This is a genomic window from Paenibacillus sp. Y5S-9 (assembly GCF_036894235.1).
Taxonomy (GTDB): Bacteria; Bacillota; Bacilli; order Paenibacillales; family Paenibacillaceae; genus Paenibacillus.
The window spans coordinates 3,958,413-3,976,149 of record NZ_CP145887.1 but is presented as its reverse complement, the minus strand read 5'-3'; the positions used below and the strand labels follow the sequence as shown (position 1 = coordinate 3,976,149).

19 protein-coding genes are annotated in these 17,737 nt (G+C 45.4%); 11 read left to right on the top strand and 8 right to left on the bottom strand.

Features of this window, described 5'->3' with window-relative positions:
* Positions 1-93: 93 nt before the first annotated feature.
* Complete coding sequence (locus V6669_RS17495; protein ID WP_338587204.1) at positions 94-885, bottom strand: polysaccharide deacetylase family protein; 792 nt, start codon at positions 883-885, stop codon at positions 94-96.
* Between the two features lie 154 nt (positions 886-1,039).
* Here V6669_RS17495 and V6669_RS17490 point away from each other — a divergent pair, with 154 nt between their 5' ends.
* From V6669_RS17490 to V6669_RS17470, 5 genes are all read left to right on the top strand, one after another.
* Positions 1,040-1,381: a hypothetical protein gene (locus V6669_RS17490; protein WP_338587203.1), complete on the top strand. Its 342-nt coding sequence runs from the start codon at positions 1,040-1,042 to the stop codon at positions 1,379-1,381.
* Positions 1,382-1,493: 112 nt separating this feature from the next.
* Complete coding sequence (locus tag V6669_RS17485) at positions 1,494-2,165, top strand: PspA/IM30 family protein (protein ID WP_074095448.1); 672 nt, start codon at positions 1,494-1,496, stop codon at positions 2,163-2,165.
* 95 nt (positions 2,166-2,260) lie between these two features.
* Positions 2,261-2,662, top strand: a complete 402-nt coding sequence (locus V6669_RS17480) for a DUF350 domain-containing protein (protein WP_036613690.1) — start codon at positions 2,261-2,263, stop codon at positions 2,660-2,662.
* 23 nt (positions 2,663-2,685) lie between these two features.
* The gene (locus V6669_RS17475) at positions 2,686-3,192 is read left to right on the top strand and encodes a DUF4178 domain-containing protein (RefSeq protein WP_076317633.1); all 507 of its coding nucleotides are present in this window, start codon (positions 2,686-2,688) and stop codon (positions 3,190-3,192) included.
* Between the two features lie 11 nt (positions 3,193-3,203).
* Positions 3,204-3,953 carry a DUF4247 domain-containing protein gene (locus V6669_RS17470; RefSeq protein ID WP_338587201.1) on the top strand — a complete coding sequence of 250 codons (750 nt, stop codon included), beginning with the start codon at positions 3,204-3,206 and terminating at the stop codon, positions 3,951-3,953.
* A 112-nt stretch (positions 3,954-4,065) separates the two neighbouring features.
* Here V6669_RS17470 and V6669_RS17465 read toward each other — a convergent pair whose 3' ends face one another.
* Positions 4,066-4,356 (bottom strand): HNH endonuclease, encoded by a 291-nt coding sequence (locus V6669_RS17465; RefSeq protein ID WP_091029422.1) that lies wholly within the window; start codon positions 4,354-4,356, stop codon positions 4,066-4,068.
* A gap of 201 nt (positions 4,357-4,557) precedes the next feature.
* Here V6669_RS17465 and glp point away from each other — a divergent pair, with 201 nt between their 5' ends.
* Both glp and mobB read left to right on the top strand, forming a co-directional pair.
* On the top strand, positions 4,558-5,847 hold the full coding sequence (glp, locus tag V6669_RS17460; RefSeq protein WP_338594984.1) for a gephyrin-like molybdotransferase Glp: 1,290 nt from the start codon (positions 4,558-4,560) through the stop codon (positions 5,845-5,847).
* A gap of 7 nt (positions 5,848-5,854) precedes the next feature.
* On the top strand, positions 5,855-6,388 hold the full coding sequence (gene mobB / locus V6669_RS17455; RefSeq protein WP_338587200.1) for a molybdopterin-guanine dinucleotide biosynthesis protein B: 534 nt from the start codon (positions 5,855-5,857) through the stop codon (positions 6,386-6,388).
* Between the two features lie 247 nt (positions 6,389-6,635).
* On the opposite strand, the gene xerS is transcribed toward mobB, so the two are convergent.
* Complete coding sequence (xerS, locus tag V6669_RS17450; RefSeq protein WP_338587199.1) at positions 6,636-7,742, bottom strand: tyrosine recombinase XerS; 1,107 nt, start codon at positions 7,740-7,742, stop codon at positions 6,636-6,638.
* Between the two features lie 178 nt (positions 7,743-7,920).
* Between xerS and V6669_RS17445 the strand changes: the two genes are divergently transcribed.
* From V6669_RS17445 to V6669_RS17430, 4 genes are all read left to right on the top strand, one after another.
* The gene (locus V6669_RS17445) at positions 7,921-8,409 is read left to right on the top strand and encodes a GNAT family N-acetyltransferase (RefSeq protein ID WP_076250273.1); all 489 of its coding nucleotides are present in this window, start codon (positions 7,921-7,923) and stop codon (positions 8,407-8,409) included.
* Between the two features lie 258 nt (positions 8,410-8,667).
* Positions 8,668-9,441, top strand: a complete 774-nt coding sequence (locus V6669_RS17440) for a glucose 1-dehydrogenase (RefSeq protein ID WP_237174886.1) — start codon at positions 8,668-8,670, stop codon at positions 9,439-9,441.
* Positions 9,442-9,569: 128 nt separating this feature from the next.
* A complete protein-coding gene (locus tag V6669_RS17435; RefSeq protein ID WP_338587195.1) occupies positions 9,570-10,463 on the top strand; it encodes an aldo/keto reductase in 894 nt (297 codons plus the stop codon).
* Between the two features lie 645 nt (positions 10,464-11,108).
* On the top strand, positions 11,109-12,455 hold the full coding sequence (locus V6669_RS17430) for an amino acid permease (protein ID WP_036673805.1): 1,347 nt from the start codon (positions 11,109-11,111) through the stop codon (positions 12,453-12,455).
* Between the two features lie 56 nt (positions 12,456-12,511).
* On the opposite strand, the gene V6669_RS17425 is transcribed toward V6669_RS17430, so the two are convergent.
* The 5 genes from V6669_RS17425 to V6669_RS17405 form a co-directional block, all read right to left on the bottom strand.
* On the bottom strand, positions 12,512-13,273 hold the full coding sequence (locus tag V6669_RS17425) for a YqcI/YcgG family protein (protein WP_338587192.1): 762 nt from the start codon (positions 13,271-13,273) through the stop codon (positions 12,512-12,514).
* An 82-nt stretch (positions 13,274-13,355) separates the two neighbouring features.
* Positions 13,356-13,982, bottom strand: coding sequence for a LysE family translocator (locus V6669_RS17420; protein WP_017688112.1), 627 nt, complete (start codon positions 13,980-13,982; stop codon positions 13,356-13,358).
* A 139-nt stretch (positions 13,983-14,121) separates the two neighbouring features.
* Positions 14,122-14,730 carry an urea carboxylase-associated family protein gene (locus V6669_RS17415; protein WP_338587190.1) on the bottom strand — a complete coding sequence of 203 codons (609 nt, stop codon included), beginning with the start codon at positions 14,728-14,730 and terminating at the stop codon, positions 14,122-14,124.
* A gap of 134 nt (positions 14,731-14,864) precedes the next feature.
* On the bottom strand, positions 14,865-16,361 hold the full coding sequence (locus V6669_RS17410; protein WP_338594982.1) for an amidase: 1,497 nt from the start codon (positions 16,359-16,361) through the stop codon (positions 14,865-14,867).
* 320 nt (positions 16,362-16,681) lie between these two features.
* Positions 16,682-17,662: a DMT family transporter gene (locus V6669_RS17405; RefSeq protein WP_047843351.1), complete on the bottom strand. Its 981-nt coding sequence runs from the start codon at positions 17,660-17,662 to the stop codon at positions 16,682-16,684.
* Positions 17,663-17,737 lie beyond the last annotated feature (75 nt).

Sequence of the window (17,737 nt, the reverse complement as noted above, 5' to 3'; positions counted from 1 at the left end):
TAAAATGAATTCAAACAGGGTGTCTGCCAGTCGCTAATCTGCGATTGAACAGCACCCTTTTAATATTCGCATTTATTTGTTATCACGGTCATCCTAATCTTTGGCCTTTGGCAATCCCAACATCTCGTCCAAGGTGACCAGTTCATATCCCCGGTTACGCAGTTCTTCAATGATTTCAGGCAATGCCTCAATCGTACCGTTCAGGTTAGATCCCACACCGCCTCCTGCATGTTGCAGAACGATGGAGCCAGGTTTCACAGCAGATAGGATGTTATCCTTCACCTCTTCCTTGGAGAGGCCTTTCCAGTCCAGTGAGTCAACATTCCAGTTCACAATGCTATAGTGTTGTCTAGCAGCCCATTGCAGCTGTTCTTCATTAATGTCTCCATAAGGCGGCCGAATCATCTTGGGCGTATATCCCGCTAAATGTCGAATAATATCCCCGGTATGTAAAATTTGTTTGCGAAAGGCATTCATCGACAGCTTACTGAATTCAGGATGATTGTAGCTGTGATTACCAACCATATGCCCTTCCTTAACGATGCGTTTCACCAGATCCGGATGTTTCTCAGCACGACTACCCACGATGAAGAATGTAGCTCTGACATTGTATTTCTTCAATACATCCAGCACTTGTGGAGTAAACCGTGGATCAGGTACATCATCAAAAGTCAGTGCAACCTTCTTTGTTGAAGGACCATTGGTTTTGAACGTATCGGCATATTTTTGACGTAACTGTCCCAATGTCAGTTGTTCTTCTTCAGCAGAATCCGAACCTGATACTGATTCAATTGACGGGCTTGAAACATCCCGCGATGAAACTGGAGCATGATATCCCCCGAGAAAAATAACGATAACCATCAGCATAATGAGGCGTACGCGCATAATAACAGCCTCCTTTTCCAAAATGACGTTCTCCTTGGTATGCCCGGGGGTTCCATAAAATATGCGTAGTGTGAGAAGTTTCATTGCGGATTTAGCTTATGACAGCCATAATTCCTCCATATATAACATATAGAAAAGGATAGGTGGATAGGATATGAGTACATATGATTTGAAATCCATACGTTTACAGGTGATTGAAGCAGGAGAGGATAAGGTTTTTCTCGTTACCGGAGGAAAGGCGCATATTGGCGCCGTAGCCACGTTCTACGTGGATCATGAGCGCGTAAGCGGGACGACGGTACATATTCCTGGGCATAAGGAACAAGAGCTGTGTGAGCGGCTTGCCCGAAAGGCTGCCCTGCAGCTGAAAGTAACCGTTACGGTGATCATGGGTATCCATTTTGATTCCATCACGCGGATGCAGATCGACGAAATCGTGCAGACTGCAGAGAGGCTGATGGAGGATCATCTGAACAACGATAAAAGATCTTCCTAACATAAAGAGCAATCGCATGTTTTGATTTTATTTGCTAAAATTGAAACGAGTTGTAGATTGTTACGTATGTATGTTTATATACGATGTAATATCGACTAGGAGGAATAACATAATGTCCATTTTCAAACGATTGCGTGATTTAACAATGTCTAACGTTAACGCCATTATTGACAAGGCGGAAGATCCAATCAAGATGACGGACCAATATATCCGTGACATGCAAGAGGATCTGGAAGATGCGGAGAAAGCAGTAGCTCAACAGATCGCCATTGAGAAGAAGTTCAAGCAGTTATTCGAAGAGCAGGAAGCACTTGTGAAGAAACGTGAAGAGCAGGCGCATACGGCGGCACGTGCTCAGAATCTGGATTTGGCTCGACGTGCTCTGGAAGAGAAAAAGGCCGCTGAAGAGAAGATGGCTGAGTACAAAACCAGCTATGACCAAAACAAGGCTTCTGCAGATAACCTGCGTGGCAAGCTCGACGAGATGCGTAAGCAACTGACTCAAATGAAGAACAAACGCGAAACACTGGTAGCCCGCTACAATGCAGCAAAAGCCCAAACGGAAATCAACAAAGCGTTGAATGGGTTTGGCTCTGATACTGCAAGTGCTGGTATGAAGCGTATGGAAGAGAAAATGATGCAGATGGAAGCACAGGCAGAAGCAAGCAACGAAATGTCTTCCAAAGGCAAGTCTTTGGATGAAGAGTTCGAGAAGTTGGGTAAAGATCAGGCTGTTGAAGACGAACTCGCAGCATTGATGAAACAGTACGATAATAAGAACTAATACCTTGGTTGTCAGCAGGGTTAACCAGCGGAGGAGAAGAGTATTTCTCCTTCGCTTTTAAATGCGGTTCATGTTGATATGTGGGGGCTGTGTAAATGGATTTGAATATTTTGGCGATGCTGGTCTGGACCGGTTCTGGTTCGGTTTTGCTGTTTGTCTTGATGTATGTAGATTCACTGTTCACGAAATATAAGGATTTTGCTGAAGTTAAGGCTGGCAATATGGCAGTAACCACACGTATGGTGATGAAATTATTTGCACAAGGGTATGTACTCGCTACGTCCATTTCTACGGCTGGTCATCTTGGAGAAGCATTGTTGGTCTCCGTTGTATCCTTTATCATTTTGTTGATTCTGGAGAGTGTTGTACACTTTATGATTCGCAAATGGGCCAATCTGGATCTGGATACGGGAATTCAGCAAGGGAAGACAGGATACGGGTTGTTCTCTGGCGCTTTACATATCGTGGGCGCACTGATTATTGCAGCTTGTTTATAAGATAAGGAACAGGAGTAATTCTCATGAGTGTATGGAAACGAATTAAAGGAATACTAACGAAACCTGAACCACCGCAGGCAGAGAAAACGATGCTTCAGCTTGCACCTGGTGATATCTGTGAGGTTTCTCTGGTCACTTATGAAGTTGTTGGTCGGGTACAAAATCGTGCTCGAAATGCAGTTGTGCTCACGCTGCAGGATGGTACCGCATTTCGATATTTGCATATCGAAGAACGGGAACTCACACGTTACGCTCTATATACACCAATTGATGGCAGGCTTGATGCACCTGATGAGGTGCCCACATTGCTGGACCTGGATGGACGCGCATATCATCTGGAGGAAGAGTATGGAGGCATGGTATCAACGGCAGGTAGAACTCCATATGGCCAGGCCGGAGAACAATTGGTATGGCAGTATCAGTCGGATGATAATATGCTTCTTCGGGTGGAGTGGCAAGACAGAAGATTTACACTGTATGAGGGTGAGTCCATTCTTCCTGCGGATATCAAAGTGATTCGTTCGAGCTAGGAGAGGTTCCAATGAAAAAACGCTTGGCACATGGATTAAAATTAATGCTGGTCCTCAGCCTTGTGATGTCTCTATTGTCCGCGTGCGGAGCAGCACCTTCTGTTCAGGACACATATCCGCTTGAATCGGTTAACGGGAGTGGTAACTCAACGTCCTATGTGTACCGGGCTTCGGACCGTACCGTTCCGGAAGTGGCTCAGGATTTGTCTGACCAGCGGCAACCGGATCAGATCTCGGCAGAGAACACAGAGCGTATGTTCCTCGTGTATCAGGACGAGTATTATCACCTGCAACAAGACCCGAACAAGCCGGAGGATACATTGGTTGAGGTGGACTCCAAGGAATATGTTCGGCAGAACTACGATTCATCTTTTTTACAAGGTTACCTCACTGCTACATTAATTGGTAATCTGTTCGATTCTTTTGGCGGGCGAGGTTATGGCAACTATCGAGGATATACCAATAAAGATACGTATAAACCGAGTGCAGGATCTTATCGTACACCAACAAGTAATGACAAGAAGCTTGCTCCGCCTATTACTGTTGATCGGAAAGGTACGATTACAAGGCGCGGAAGCGATAAAGATTCAAGCGTGGGATCTGGCGGAGGATTATTCAACCGCAACAAGGATCAGAGCAAGGGAACCATTGATCGTAACAAAAGTAGTGGTGGCCTGGGCGGGTTGTTTGATTCACCTAAGAAATCCTACAAAAAACCAAAAACCAGAGTGGGCGGCGGCCGAATTAAGAGGCGAAGATAATAAACATCTAATCATAAGGATGGCTGCCAATCGCATAGTTCATTTAAGAACAGTGAAAAGGGAAGGCGGATTCACCTCGTCGGCACATGACCTTGAAACTGTTCTTTTTGGTTTACGATTTTCGAACATGATTGGATTTGCGCACACGGGGAATCGTTGAAGCAGGCTGTTTACGAATCCAGCGGATAAATGGAATCATTCGTTCATCCTGTCTCAAGGATTGCAGGTCCGTGAGTCCAAGCGTTACAATGTCGCGATTAGTGTATAGCGAATGAATCTGTTTGTGACAGGGGATGCACAGGTTGGCCGTTGGCAGAAATGTTCCTCCCATTTCTTTGGGTGTCAGATGATGAACGGTCGTATTCACAGGTTCTCTTCCGCATAATTCACATCGTTTACTCATGATCATCGCCTCCCTTTGTCAATTATATTATGGGCAGACAAGATGCCTTTCATGTTGAACAAAGGTCAAGGAATGTTACACCTGTAAGAAATAAGAGTTTGTCACAGGATTCAATAAGTGATGCACTTGTTATCTTACAGTATTCGGGCTACACTTTCTTAAAAGATGTTATGTCTCTAGGAGGTAAGAATACTTTTGAAAATGAACTCACATTCACATGATATGACAACTGCCAAATTCAATCGTACAGCTGTACAGGTACCGGATGCTCAGGCCAAAATAGCTGCAAGAGTTACTGTTGGCTCCATAGAGAAAGTTCATCTTGAATCTGCTCATGGCCGCACACTTGCAGAGACCATTCAGGCACCTCATCCGTATCCATTCTTCCGGAGATCGGGTATGGATGGATTCGCGATTATAAGTACAGATACCATAGATGCTTCGAGTGATCATCAAGTTTGGTTTCGAGTAATTGATGAAATTCCTTGCGGCTACACCTCGGACCACACCATTGTTTCAGGTACGACGGCTCGAATAATGACCGGTGCACAGGTTCCAGAAGGTGCAGATGCGGTAGTCATGATGGAGATGACCGAGAGCAAGGTAGAGAACGGAGAACAATGGATTGCATTGAAACGGCACATATTGTCGGGTGCTAACATCACCCCAATTGGACTGGAAGTCCAAGAGGGACAGCAACTGCTCGAAGCAGGAACGATCATCAGGGCAGGAGAGCAGTCCGTGTTAGCTACTTTTGGCATAGCAGAAGTTCCCGTATTTCAACGTCCAAAGGTGGCGATATTCGCAACCGGCACGGAATTACTTGATGTAGATGAGCCATTGCAACCAGGTCGGATTCGAAACAGCAACAGTTACATGCTGCGCTCTCTGGTTGTTGAAGCAGGTGGAGAGCCTGTGATGTACGGTTCTATTGCGGACGATGTGAATACAGCAAGGGCCAAACTGGAAGAAGCCATTCAAGATAATGATATCGTGGTGACCACAGGTGGTGTATCCGTCGGGGATTATGATATTATGGGCGAACTTGTGCTGGAAGAGCATGTGGAGATGTTGTTTAACAAAGTGACGATGCGACCAGGCAGTGTGACCACAGCTGCTGTATATAAAGATAAATTGCTATTTGCACTTTCCGGTAACCCTGGGGCTTGTTTTGTGGGCTTTAGTTTGTTTGTTCGTCCAACCATTCGTTCCATGCAGGCGGATGCTCATCCTTATTTGGAAGAATGGACTGCGATCTTGGAAGAAGAGTACACCAAAGTGAACAATTTTACACGATTCGTTCGTGGACGCACAGAGATCCGCAACGGCATGGTGTACGCGATACCGGCTGCCGCCCGTGTAGATGAATCCAGCGTGATGATCACCATTAAGGACAGTGATTGCCTGATTGTTGTTCCACCTGAGAAAAAAGGTATTCCTGCGGGTGAGCAGGTACGTATTATTAAACTTCCCACAGGTCATGTGAGGTAGTTGGTAGATGACTACAATGAGTGATACAAAACCACATATCATACAGATTGTTGGATACAAGAACACGGGCAAGACAACCCTGACAGCCGCGTTGATCGGGCACTTTTCTTCCTTGGGACTTAAGGTAGCTGCGATTAAGCATGATGGACATGACCATTTTGAGATGGATCAAGAAGGAACGGATTCGTATCAATTTGGAGAGGCTGGGGCCTCGGCGGTGGTTGTCATGTCAGAAAAACGTACTGCGATTATGGAGCGACAGGCAACCAAGCTGGAGGATATGTTAAGTCATCTGTCCGGTTATGATTGGATTGTTATTGAAGGATTTAAGGATGCTTCTTATCCCAAATTCGTGATGGTTCGAGAAGAGAAAGATCTGACCTTGGTTGATCAGCTTGATGGGGTAGTGGGTATGATCTCATGGTTACCTTCAGAGCAGTTTATAGAGCGGAGCACCGTAAGCAGAGATATAACATGGTACTCGGTTCATGAAACGGAGGATATAGCCAAAGCGTTGTTAGCGATGGTTGAGAGCGAGTGAAGGCAGAATCGTGAATTCGAATCGTGGAAACGTCAAGAAGTGGGATATTATGGTGGCTACACATGATTGAATGCATAGAGAGCGTGATTGATTCTTTTTTAAACATAACGTAATATTTATTATGTAAACTATAATCATTTCTACTTATGCTTTTCTTCTTGAATGATGCAAAAAAACAAAAAAGCAGCAGACCTTTCTCGGATCGAAATCCTTGATGTGGCTTGCTGCTTTTATTCTGTTCGGGATGTTACATCCCGTCATCAGTACGACGTTCGATGGCTTCGGACATCGTTTTGTCGGTAAGATGAGCATAGATCTCGGTTGTTTCCGTAGAAGCGTGTCCAAGCTGCTCCTTCGTTTTGTAAATATCATTTTGCAAATAATAATCGGTTGCAAATGAATGGCGTAATTTGTGCACGGTCAAGTAGGGTTTGCCAAAGCGCTTGGCGTATTTCATGATCATGGCCTGAATCGCTCTTTTGGTCATTCGACTGCCTTCTGAATCTCCGTTACGCAAAGCAATGAACAGACCTTTCTCCCGCTTGGGCGTACGGTAACGTGATTGCCGCAGGTTCATATAAGTTGCGAGTTCGTCCTTGGCTTGTTCCCTGAAATAAACGGGTGTTTTGTACGTCTCATCATTGTTACCTTTACGATAAACATACAGGAGTTTGTTGTTCAGATCGAGATCATCGACGTTCAGGTTCACAACTTCCGACACCCGTAAGCCGGAATTCAGAATCAGGCTGGCAATACAGGCGTCCCGTTCTTTGTTGATTTCATGGGAGTACAGTGCCTGTTTGTTCTTCTCCATATCAACAGCGTAACCTTCAAGGATATAGCCGATAAATTCCAGCAGTTCCTCTTCCTCCAGAATCTTACCTTTGAGTTTGGCAGCGGTGTCCTTGGGTTTATGGGTACGCTTGATCTCGATTTTGGCCATAATGTTCCGCTTCAGCAAAGGATAAAAGTCTTCATCTTCCGCAATCTGGCTCAGGTAATGAAAAAGGGAGCGAAGGGAAGAGAGTTTGCGAGAGACGGTGATTCTGGAATTGGTTCCTTCCCGTTTGGTTGTGAGAAATAACCTATAGGCGGTAACCGAATCCATGCGAAGGACTTCCAGTTCCTTCAAAGTTACTTCTTTATTAGAGCTTGCCTCGGACAGCCCTTCTGCTCGCAACCAACCGAAGAAAGCTTCGTAATCTCTCAGATATTCGAGCAGGGTAGAGGGGGACAGGTCAGGCAGCTTGTAGTCCATGAATTGCTGAACGAACCAAGGCATGGAAGGTAGTTTGTCATCCAGCTTGCGTCGATCAATCTCTTTTTGCACGTTGGTCAAGTTCGACACCTCCATGTGAAAAACATATAAAATTAATATTTAATGAATTAGTATTCTATGCTCTAGTGTACCATAATTTACATGCTCACAGCTTGTTCACCAAAGCAGGCAGTAAGTAGGGTATGCTTCCTTGCCCTTCGGCGCGTAAACCTTTAAAGTAATCAGTATACGTAGAGCAGAGGAGGTGAACCGGATGAATATGAAAATAGAACTGGTTCCCCGGGAACGCAGTCAGGTGATTCGGCATTTAATGCAATTTTATCTATATGATTTTACCAAATATCTGAATATTGATGTAGACAGTAACGGCATTTTTCCGGAATATCCCGGTCTGGAGGCATTCTGGGCAGAAGAGGACCGCAAGTTTCCTTTTTTGATTACAAGTGATGGGGCACCTGCAGGGTTTGCTCTGGTGGAGAAATTGGAGCCCGGAAGTAAGGATAACGACTACTATTTGACTGAATTTTTTGTAATGCAAAAATATCGGCGCAGTGGGGTGGGCACTCGGGCAGCTTATGAGCTGTTTAAACGTTTTCCAGGAAGATGGAAAGTGACCCAGGTTCGTAACAATGTCATTGCCCAAGCGTTCTGGCGGAAAATTATAGGGGATTATACCGGAGGCCGTTTTCGAGAGAAGTTCCATCCGGAACTGGGCAATCCAAGCCAGTATTTTGTAACCTGATTCCCATCAGGGTTTACCTACATATAGAAGCATTTGCATGATTGCGATATAAGTTGAACTAATCATTTACACGATAACGGAGAGGACAGAAAAAACCTGAAAAAGCGAAGCGTTCGCCTTTATCCCCGGGTTTTCCCCTTCAGAAAAGGGAATCAAAAAATCTGGGGATAACAGCGATTGGAAGGTTATTCTGTCATCGTAGTGTCAGTGTAAATAATCTTTAGTTCAACTTATAAATCTGATGAAGGAGTGAGTGATATGAACGTACCCACATTCCATCTCGATGGACAGACAGCACTGGTGACAGGTGCAGGGAGAGGGATCGGAAAAGCAATTGCGATTGGACTTGCCCAGTCAGGCAGTGACGTTGTACTTGTATCCCGAACAATGAAAGAAATTGAGGAGACAGCCGCCTATATCTATGAACAGACAGGGCGTAAAGCGCTAGCTCTGACGGCGGATGTGACATCAAGAGAACAAATGGAAGAGACGTTTCAAGAGGCAATATCGGAGATGGGTAGTCTGGACATTCTGGTGAATAACGCAGGTATGAACATACGGACTCCAGCACTTGAAGTGACGGACGAGCAGTGGGAGACCATCATGCAGACAAACTTAAAATCGGCTTTCTTCGCTTCGCAATTGGCGGGTCAGCATATGAAAGAACGTGGGACCGGGAAGATCATTAATATCTCTTCGGTAGGCGGTCACACGGCTTTGCGGACAGGGGTTGTATATGGCGCGACCAAAGCTGCGTTAATTCATATGACCAAAGTGCTCGCACTGGAATGGGGCAAGTATGGAATCCGTGTCAATTCAGTAGGGCCATGGTATTTCCGAACCCCTCTGACTGAAAAACTGCTGGATGATCCCCAGTATTTGCAGGAAATTGTAAGCCGCACACCGCTTCAGCGCGTTGGAGAACTGGAGGAAGTGGTAGGACCGGTCGTGTTCCTGGCATCGGATGCAGCCGGATACATAACGGGTCAGACGTTACTGGTTGACGGTGGAATGTCCATTTATGGCTTCTAAATAAATGAAGTTGGTTGTAATGGAAAAGTGGGTGGCATAACCAACTCTTGGGTAATAACATAGGGAAAAAGTTAATCTGTATTTCTATTTATCTGTACCCAATTCACTGAACTTGGAGGAAGATAACCATGGAAACGCGCAAGTACGGTAATACTGGCATGAACGTAAGTACACTTGGATTTGGCGGAGCGGAAATAGGCAAAAATGTATCCAAAACGGATGTAGCGACATTGCTGAATAGTGCCCTGGATGCGGGATTAAACGTAATTGACACAGCTGAATGTTACGGTGACAGCGAGGAATTAATCGGTGAGGTGCTGTCACATCGACGTGATGACTACTATTTGTTCACCAAATGTGGACATGCTGCCGGGATCGAAGGTCCGGATTGGGATGCCAAAGTACTGGAGCAAACAATTGACCGTAGTCTGAAGCGGCTGAAAACGGACTATGTGGATGTTATCCATTTGCATAGCTGCTCCGAAGAAGTACTCCGACAAGGAGCAGTAATCGAAGTGCTACAGCGTGCCAAGGAAGCAGGAAAGACCAGATTTATCGGATATAGTGGTGATACAACAGATGCGCTATATGCGATTCAGACCGGAGTATTTGACAGCCTTGAGACTTCATTAAATATCGCAGATCAGGAAGCAATTGATCTTACGTTGCCTGAGGCGAGAAAGAGAAACATGGGTGTTATCGCGAAAAGACCTATTGCCAATGCGGCCTGGACGTATGAAACACTTTCGGAAGAGGCTTATCCATTTATATACTGGAAGCGCTTAAGCGAACTTAACTATGGTTTTCTGGGTGAAGATGCCCAGGCATCAGTGGAGACAGCACTGCGATTTACACTAAGTACCGAAGGTGTAGATACGGCTATTGTAGGAACAGCCAAGCCCAATCGCTGGCAGCAAAATGCCGACCTTGTGGCTAAAGGGCCACTTCCGCAGGAACTGTATGATGAGATTAGAGCACGATGGAAAGAAATCGCCGGAGCAGATTGGACTGGCCGGACTTAATTTGGAAATATTCGCGAAGTCGCCATTATGGCGGCTTTTTTTACGACAACATAAAATATTTTCAACATATGAAAAATTCACAACAATGATTGGAAAAGAGACTATTAAGAATACTAGATAATTATGCCTATACGTCAGCCTAGTCTGAAAACAGGTGAAAAAGGATAAAAGAGGATGAAAGAGGAAAAATCCTAGAAATTAGCCCTTCTTTAAAACAACTATAATTATAAAAAACGATAAAGCTATTGAGATAATACGAAAAATACGAAAAAGAGGCAGTCTACGTTCAATTCAAAAGAAATAACGACTTATTTTATAATATTTCAACATATGAAAAATTCATAATAGAAAGATCATTTTCTCACCCTAGTTACCATCTCTCATATAGTCACATTGACGCACCACCAAGTTTAAAAGGAAAACCATTTTAAGCAATTTAAGTCAATACTTTTTTTGCGGATTTTAAATAGGATTGGGAATATATCTTTATGAATGATGCGTAAAAGCATACAGCTTAAATTCATTATCAGAATAATATTAACATATTAATTATTATGTAAACCAATAACAATTCTTTTGGCAATACAGACATAAAACCTCCATGACCTGTAAATCGTAAGGGGATAAGGCAGAAGGAGGAGCTTCATGAAAAGTCAGCAACACCGTAAAAACGACGACGAAAAACTAAGTTGGGTCAGCCTGTCTTTGTTTGGCGCGGGTTGCACACTGGGAACGGGATTTTTTCTAGGGACCAGTCTGGCGATCCATTGGGCCGGCATATCCGTACTTATATTGTTGGTGCTGGCGGCAGCAGGTACTTACTTTGTATTTGGTGCGCTGGCACAGATGACCGCAGATGATCCTAAGGAAGGCGCTTTTCGAACGTACGCGGGCGAAGCATTCGGACCTTGGGCTGGTTTTGGTAGTGGATGGATGTACTGGTTCTCTGAAATGCTCATCATGGGCAGCTCATTAACGGCACTTGGGCTGTTCTCTCAATTCTGGTTTCCCAAGTTTCCGCTTTGGGCATTTGTCGCGATCTATGCCGCTATAGGTCTGTTCATTGCTGCACTGGGAGCGAAGGGATTAACCAAAACGGAGAATATTCTTGCTGTAATCAAACTTGCTGCAACGGTTGCATTTATAGCTATAGCAGGAGCGGCTTGTCTGGGTTGGTTACCTGTAAAAGTGACACCAGAGCAATTGAAGAATGAATGGTTCCCGCATGGAGGTAAAGGGGTATGGACCGGTTTCATCTATGCATTTTTTGCTTTTGCCGGGATCGAGGTTATGGGTTTGATGGCTGCTAACCTGAAAGAACCAAAAGATGCAGTGAAATCAGGTCGAGTGATGCTGTTATCGGTGAGTACACTCTATGTGATTTCAATTGCGTTGATCCTGTTGCTTGTGCCTTCAGCTCAGTTAACTCCAGATGAAAGTCCGCTCGTCAAAGCCATGTCAACTATTGGATTCACCGTTGTGGTCCACATTCTCAATGGAATTCTGATTATAGCCGGATTCTCGACGATGGTGGCTTCGTTATATGCCATTACGTCCATGTTGGTGAAACTCGCAGAAGATGGAGATGCACCAAAGCTGTTCACGAAGACCTGGGGGAAAAAGGACATGCCACTTCAGGCATTGTGTTGCACAGCGGCCGGATTACTCCTGTCTACGTTGATGGCATTATGGATGCCCAAGAGTCTGTTTGAATATGTGACGACAGCAGGTAGTCTGGTATTAATGTATACATGGCTACTCATCTGCATCACGTACATTAAGAAAATGAAGCCCGTGAAGTGGAATCGCATCAAAGTGTGGATTGCCATAGTATTAATTGTGGCTGCTGTGGCTGGGACAGCGATGGAAAAAGCCAGCAGAACGGGTCTGCTGGCAAGTGTGGGACTTTTGGTGTTCCTTGGGATCATCACGTATGTTGTTCATAAGGTACGCGGCTCGAAACCACCGCAGTCAGCGCCATCCAAACCATAAGCAACTCTCAGCAACTTTTGTGGAGGTCGTACAACAGATTAATGAGTGCGTTAAGATTATTTCGTCAACTTGCCTAGGGCTTGCTTCATCCGCATGAATGGACATTTGGAAGGTGTCTGCTCATCATCAGGCAGGAAATACTGTTTCCATTCCAGATTATCCTGCTGACCATACCACATCAGCGAAGGGTGAGCAGGTACAGCATCATACGCAGCGAGACGTTTGCGAATCAAGGTTTTCATTTTACGGCCAAGAGGGGTGTTGTCATTAATGGATTCGAATACCCACCGCGGTTGAAAAGCAAACATCAGATAAGGAAAATGACGGCTGGCTCGGAGTTCATGTGCAGGAGTAGCACAGAAACAAAAGTAAGGCTCTCCGCCAAAGCAAAACTCCCATGTTGAATCATGAGGATCCGTTGAAATATGTTCCGGCCACGGCTCGGTATCGTGTGAAGTCACCCGATTAAGCATTTGCCAGAATAACGTCTGATATTGCTCTACCGTTGTGTGATCTTTCAGATCGCTTGGTGTCTCACAGATTACCACCATGGAAGCGTAATGACCGGTGTCTCTGGATACAGGACCATATTGTCTAAGCAGATCCGCCATATCTTCGGCAGCCTGTTCTGATCGGGGGTCACACGTAAAGCCATACCTTAAATGTCCTGACAGAAACCCCATTCGTCCAGGTACACATGGATACGTATTATCTTCGTCGGCGATCATTTTACCAAATTGCGAATAAGCGTCCTGCTGCCAAGATGGAAGACGCTCAAACAAGGTGTTTATTTCGTCGGCACTATACAGCTCCGCCATTGATTCCCAACTCCATTCCACATGATACCGTTACAGTATTAATGTGGGGGAAGTTGGGTGACTGTCCAGCCTGATTTTGTTGTCAGAAAAAAATGGAACGTACAGCTTCGTACCCAAAATACAAACCAAATCCGATCAGGCAGATTCCCGAAATGATAGAGATCCAGCGCAATACATTCTCACTGCTATGTTTGTGGAATCGACTGGCCATGCCAGCCATAATGACATCCCACACCAGAATACCAATGAATATGCCTGAACTGTAGAGCAGCAAATGAGCCGTGTCCGTATGCTTCACAGTTGTCGCGAGAATAGAGCCGTAGATCCCAAGCCAAAATAAAATATTCAGTGGATTGGACAGGGCCATCAAAAATCCGGATATAAACGATTTCCGAACAGTCGCTTCCGCAGTAGATGTACCTTGAATGCCTTGCTTCAGCTTCGAGAGCGTTTCCACTCCCGTGTAAATCAGAATAAAACTGCCAAATGACCAGAGAAAAGAGCGCATGAACGGCGTGTCCAGAAAATGGGCAACTCCAAAATAAATCAGCAGCATATACACCAAGTCTGCAAACATAGCGCCGAGTCCTAGAATCCAGGCATGCATGAAACCGTGGCGGGCTCCACGGTCGAGTTGGGCGGCGTTAATCGGACCAATTGGAGCGGACAATGATATTCCCAGAATGATATAACTGAACAGTACAGACATAAACACGTTCACTCCTTAACGGGTTCGATGAATTGTACCAGTTGTCACAGAAAATGGGTACAAGTCATCGTATTCCCGCAAGGAGTGAATTAGAACAAACTACTTTTATCTCATATTGCGTAAAGGCCTTGTTATTCTGTTAAAGTTCCACATCCAATTGAATTGGGGTGCAGTTGTAGCCGTTGCATGAGCTTTCTTCACAAGGACAGGCGGAGAGCCCAATTGTGAGATCCATTAATGCCTCCATCTCGATATAATCACCTGCTCGAGAGTCGGGAGCTACAACATCAATTTTGCCTTCACTGTCTACAACGGACTTCATAAACAGGTTAAATGGGTAGTGTTGATCTGGTGGTAAAATCCCCAAGGGTTCCAGTGCCGTGTTCAGATTGTGATAACAACTGGCGTGATCCTTTTTGTCGTATAACACCTCATACATCTCTGGACGACAAGCGGAGTTGAAGAAATCATGTACCCCAACGGTGTCACGGACAATCTTGAGTAAAGGTTGATATTGATTGGAATACACCAACTGTCCCGGTTTAATTCGGTAAGTACGCAATACGTCCATTGTCACGCCGGGGTCCAAGCGATGGTTAGCATCTGTAGCATCGTATGCCACAAAATCAATGACTTGCTGTCCCTCCAAATCCGTTATGCGTAGTAAAGAACCTTTGCTTACTTTCAAGGCATAACCCGTTTTGGCTGGGATACGATAAGACTGTTTATGGCGCTGATTCGTATTCATCTGTCACATTCCTCCGCTACTGTTTGCTTTCAGTATGCGGAGCAGATGAAGCTTTCATGCACTGTTATGGCGATGCACTCTGTACTCAGGCAGGAACATCCAATGGTAAATTTAACACACCACATAATACGTCTTTATGCTGGAAATAGTGGATTACCTTTCATCCCAATCCAGAGGTCTGATTGTTCAAGCTGTGCAGCCAGATGTAATAACCAATCTTCGCGTCCTTTGGTTGCCATCACTTGAACACCCATTGGCAAACCTTCAGGTGTCATATGCAGAGGTACACTTATCGCAGGCTGGCCTGTCAGATTTGCAAGCTGGGTGAAAGGTGTAAACGTAAGACTTGGCTCAAACATTTCATAGATGAGTTGCTGTTGCTGGGTCTTGTCCAATTCACTAATTCGCAACAGATTACGGATCTGTTCGTCATGAGGTGTTAATTCACCAATCTTAGGCGCAGGAAAAGCATTAACGGGTGTGACGTAGAAGTCATAACGCTCAAATAAGGTGGACATCTGAGCTGCAGCTACATCCCATTCAGCTAAGCTATGTACAAATTCCGCAGCGGAAACCTTCTTGCCTGCTTCAGCCAGAACCCAAGATTCGATCTCCATATCATCGGAGGTCAGAGCCCGGCCCATGGATCGTTCCATGGAAGAGATCATCGCGGCCATCTCACCACTGTTCATCATGTAATAATTCTCCATCAACCGAACTCCATTGACCGGACTCAGCTTTTCTTCAACATGATGACCTTGATCTTCCAACCAGCGAACGAGTTTGTATACAGACTCTTTGGCTTCTGCGCTGACAGGTGTTCCCACGGGTGAATCCGTTGTGTATGCAATTTTCAGTTTGCGTTGATGTGGATAGCTCATATCAGCCAAGTAACTGCCTGGAAAGAGTGGAGCATGGAACGCAGCTTCGGGCTGAATGACTTGTAACGTATCAAGCAATGCAGCACTGTCCCGAACCGAGCGAGAGAGGGCAAAATCAATCGATGCGCCTTGCCATTGACGACCAACTCCCGGTCCTACAGGTGTGCGCCCGCGGGTTGGCTTCAATCCAAACAATCCGCTAAAGGAAGCCGGGATACGAATCGAACCTCCTCCGTCACTGGCTCCGGCAAGAGGAACAATACCTGAAGCTACAGCGGCAGCGGCACCACCACTTGAACCACCTGGGGAGTGATTGATATTCCATGGATTGCGAGTGGGACCATGAAGACGGGGCTCGGTAATATTTTTCAAACCAAATTCAGGCGTATTGGTATGTCCTATGAAGATAAAGCCTGCATCACGGAGTCGAGTGACAAAATTGGAATTGCGTATTGCACGATGCTCGCTGAACAAACGGGAGCCTGAAGTCAGAAATTCACCTTCCAAGGATTGCGAAATATCTTTCAAGAGCAGGGGCACACCGGCAAAAGGTTGTTCTCCAGGGCGAACCAAACCGGCTTCCTCACGTGCGCGAGATTCATATGTACGAATAACCGCATTAAGTTGCGGATTCACTTCTTCAAGGCGTGCAAACGCCGCTTCCAGCATTTCAACCGGGGATACTTCCCGGGATCGGATCAGTTCAGCCAAACCTACGGCGTCGTAGGAGGTATATGAGAATGAAGACATCATAATCGTTCCTCTCTGAATATAATTCATCTGTTTATTCCATATGTCATCGTACCACCGGATTGGATAAAAGACAAAACATAGAAGAGACTTAGCGCGATGATTTTGATATTCGATGTGAGAAGAGGGAAAAGAGGGGCATTTGCATTTGCGATATAGAAATAAAGCACAGGGTTAATAGCTCATATTGCTAATTGAGAAAATGATGGAGTAATATCGAGTCATGGAAATAAAAAACCACTGCTCATCTAATGTGATGTGCAATGGTTTTATTTTTATATTTGACTATTGGTTAATGTGTGAACCTCAGATAAATCCACTTACTCTGTACGCAGCTTCGGAGCCGCATCGGCCGCAGTTGATGATCTTTCCTGTTGTCTGGAAATGGCGAAGAGGGCCACCCAGATCAGGATAAAACCAAGCAGCTGCTCCCATGTAATCAGTGTACGGAAAGCAATCCAGTTCACCAACACACCTGCCATCGGGAAGCTAAGTTCTGCAAGTGTTGCAACAGATGCTTTGGTTGACGACAGACCTTTGTAATACAACAGAAGACTGAGCAAACCTGGTAACAATGCCTGACCGAGAATGTTGAGGATGACAGCAGTCTGTTCACCCGTTCCGGATGGAAACGTCCATGCCGCACCTTCGTTCCACGTCATAAAGATCAGGAGCGGGAGAGCAACGACAAAGCGCAGGGAGGTGACCGTTTCATAACGCGCCTGCCCCAGCATCAATCGACCCATAACGGTTGAACCTCCCCATAAGGCAGCGGCCCCAAGGGATAACAAGCTTCCAGCATGAATCCAGTTGTCCCAGTTACCTAATGGCAATGTGAAGCCAAATGTAAGCAGGTAGGTTCCTGCTAATGCTATGAAGAACAATCCACCGAAGCGACGTGGTAATGTTTCTTTCAATAACAGTTTAGCCAGCACGATAGCGAAGAGTGGTTGCATTTTTTGCAATAATAGCACCGTATTCGGATCGTTATGTGTAAGCGCCATGGTGAACAATACCGTTGCGAGTGCTGATCCTCCCCATGAGATAAAGATCACGGCAATCCAGTGACGAGCGCGCAGGTTTTTCAGATCAGCCCGAAATTTCCACAGCACGGGTATGGCAATAAGACTGACGATGATATGTTCCACCAGTACAATCTGCGTGGATGTCATCGTGTTTAGCAAAATAATGCGGAAGAGTGGGTCTACACCCCATAAGGCGGCGCCGAGAACTACAAGCCAGAATCCGGTATTACTTCGTTCCTTGCGGTAAACAGGTGATGCTGCTGATGTCTTTTCCATATTCAGGACTCCTTCGTCAGAACACGGAATCTTCAGTTGGCAAAATCGACAAAAGCCCCCGTTTTGGTATATACC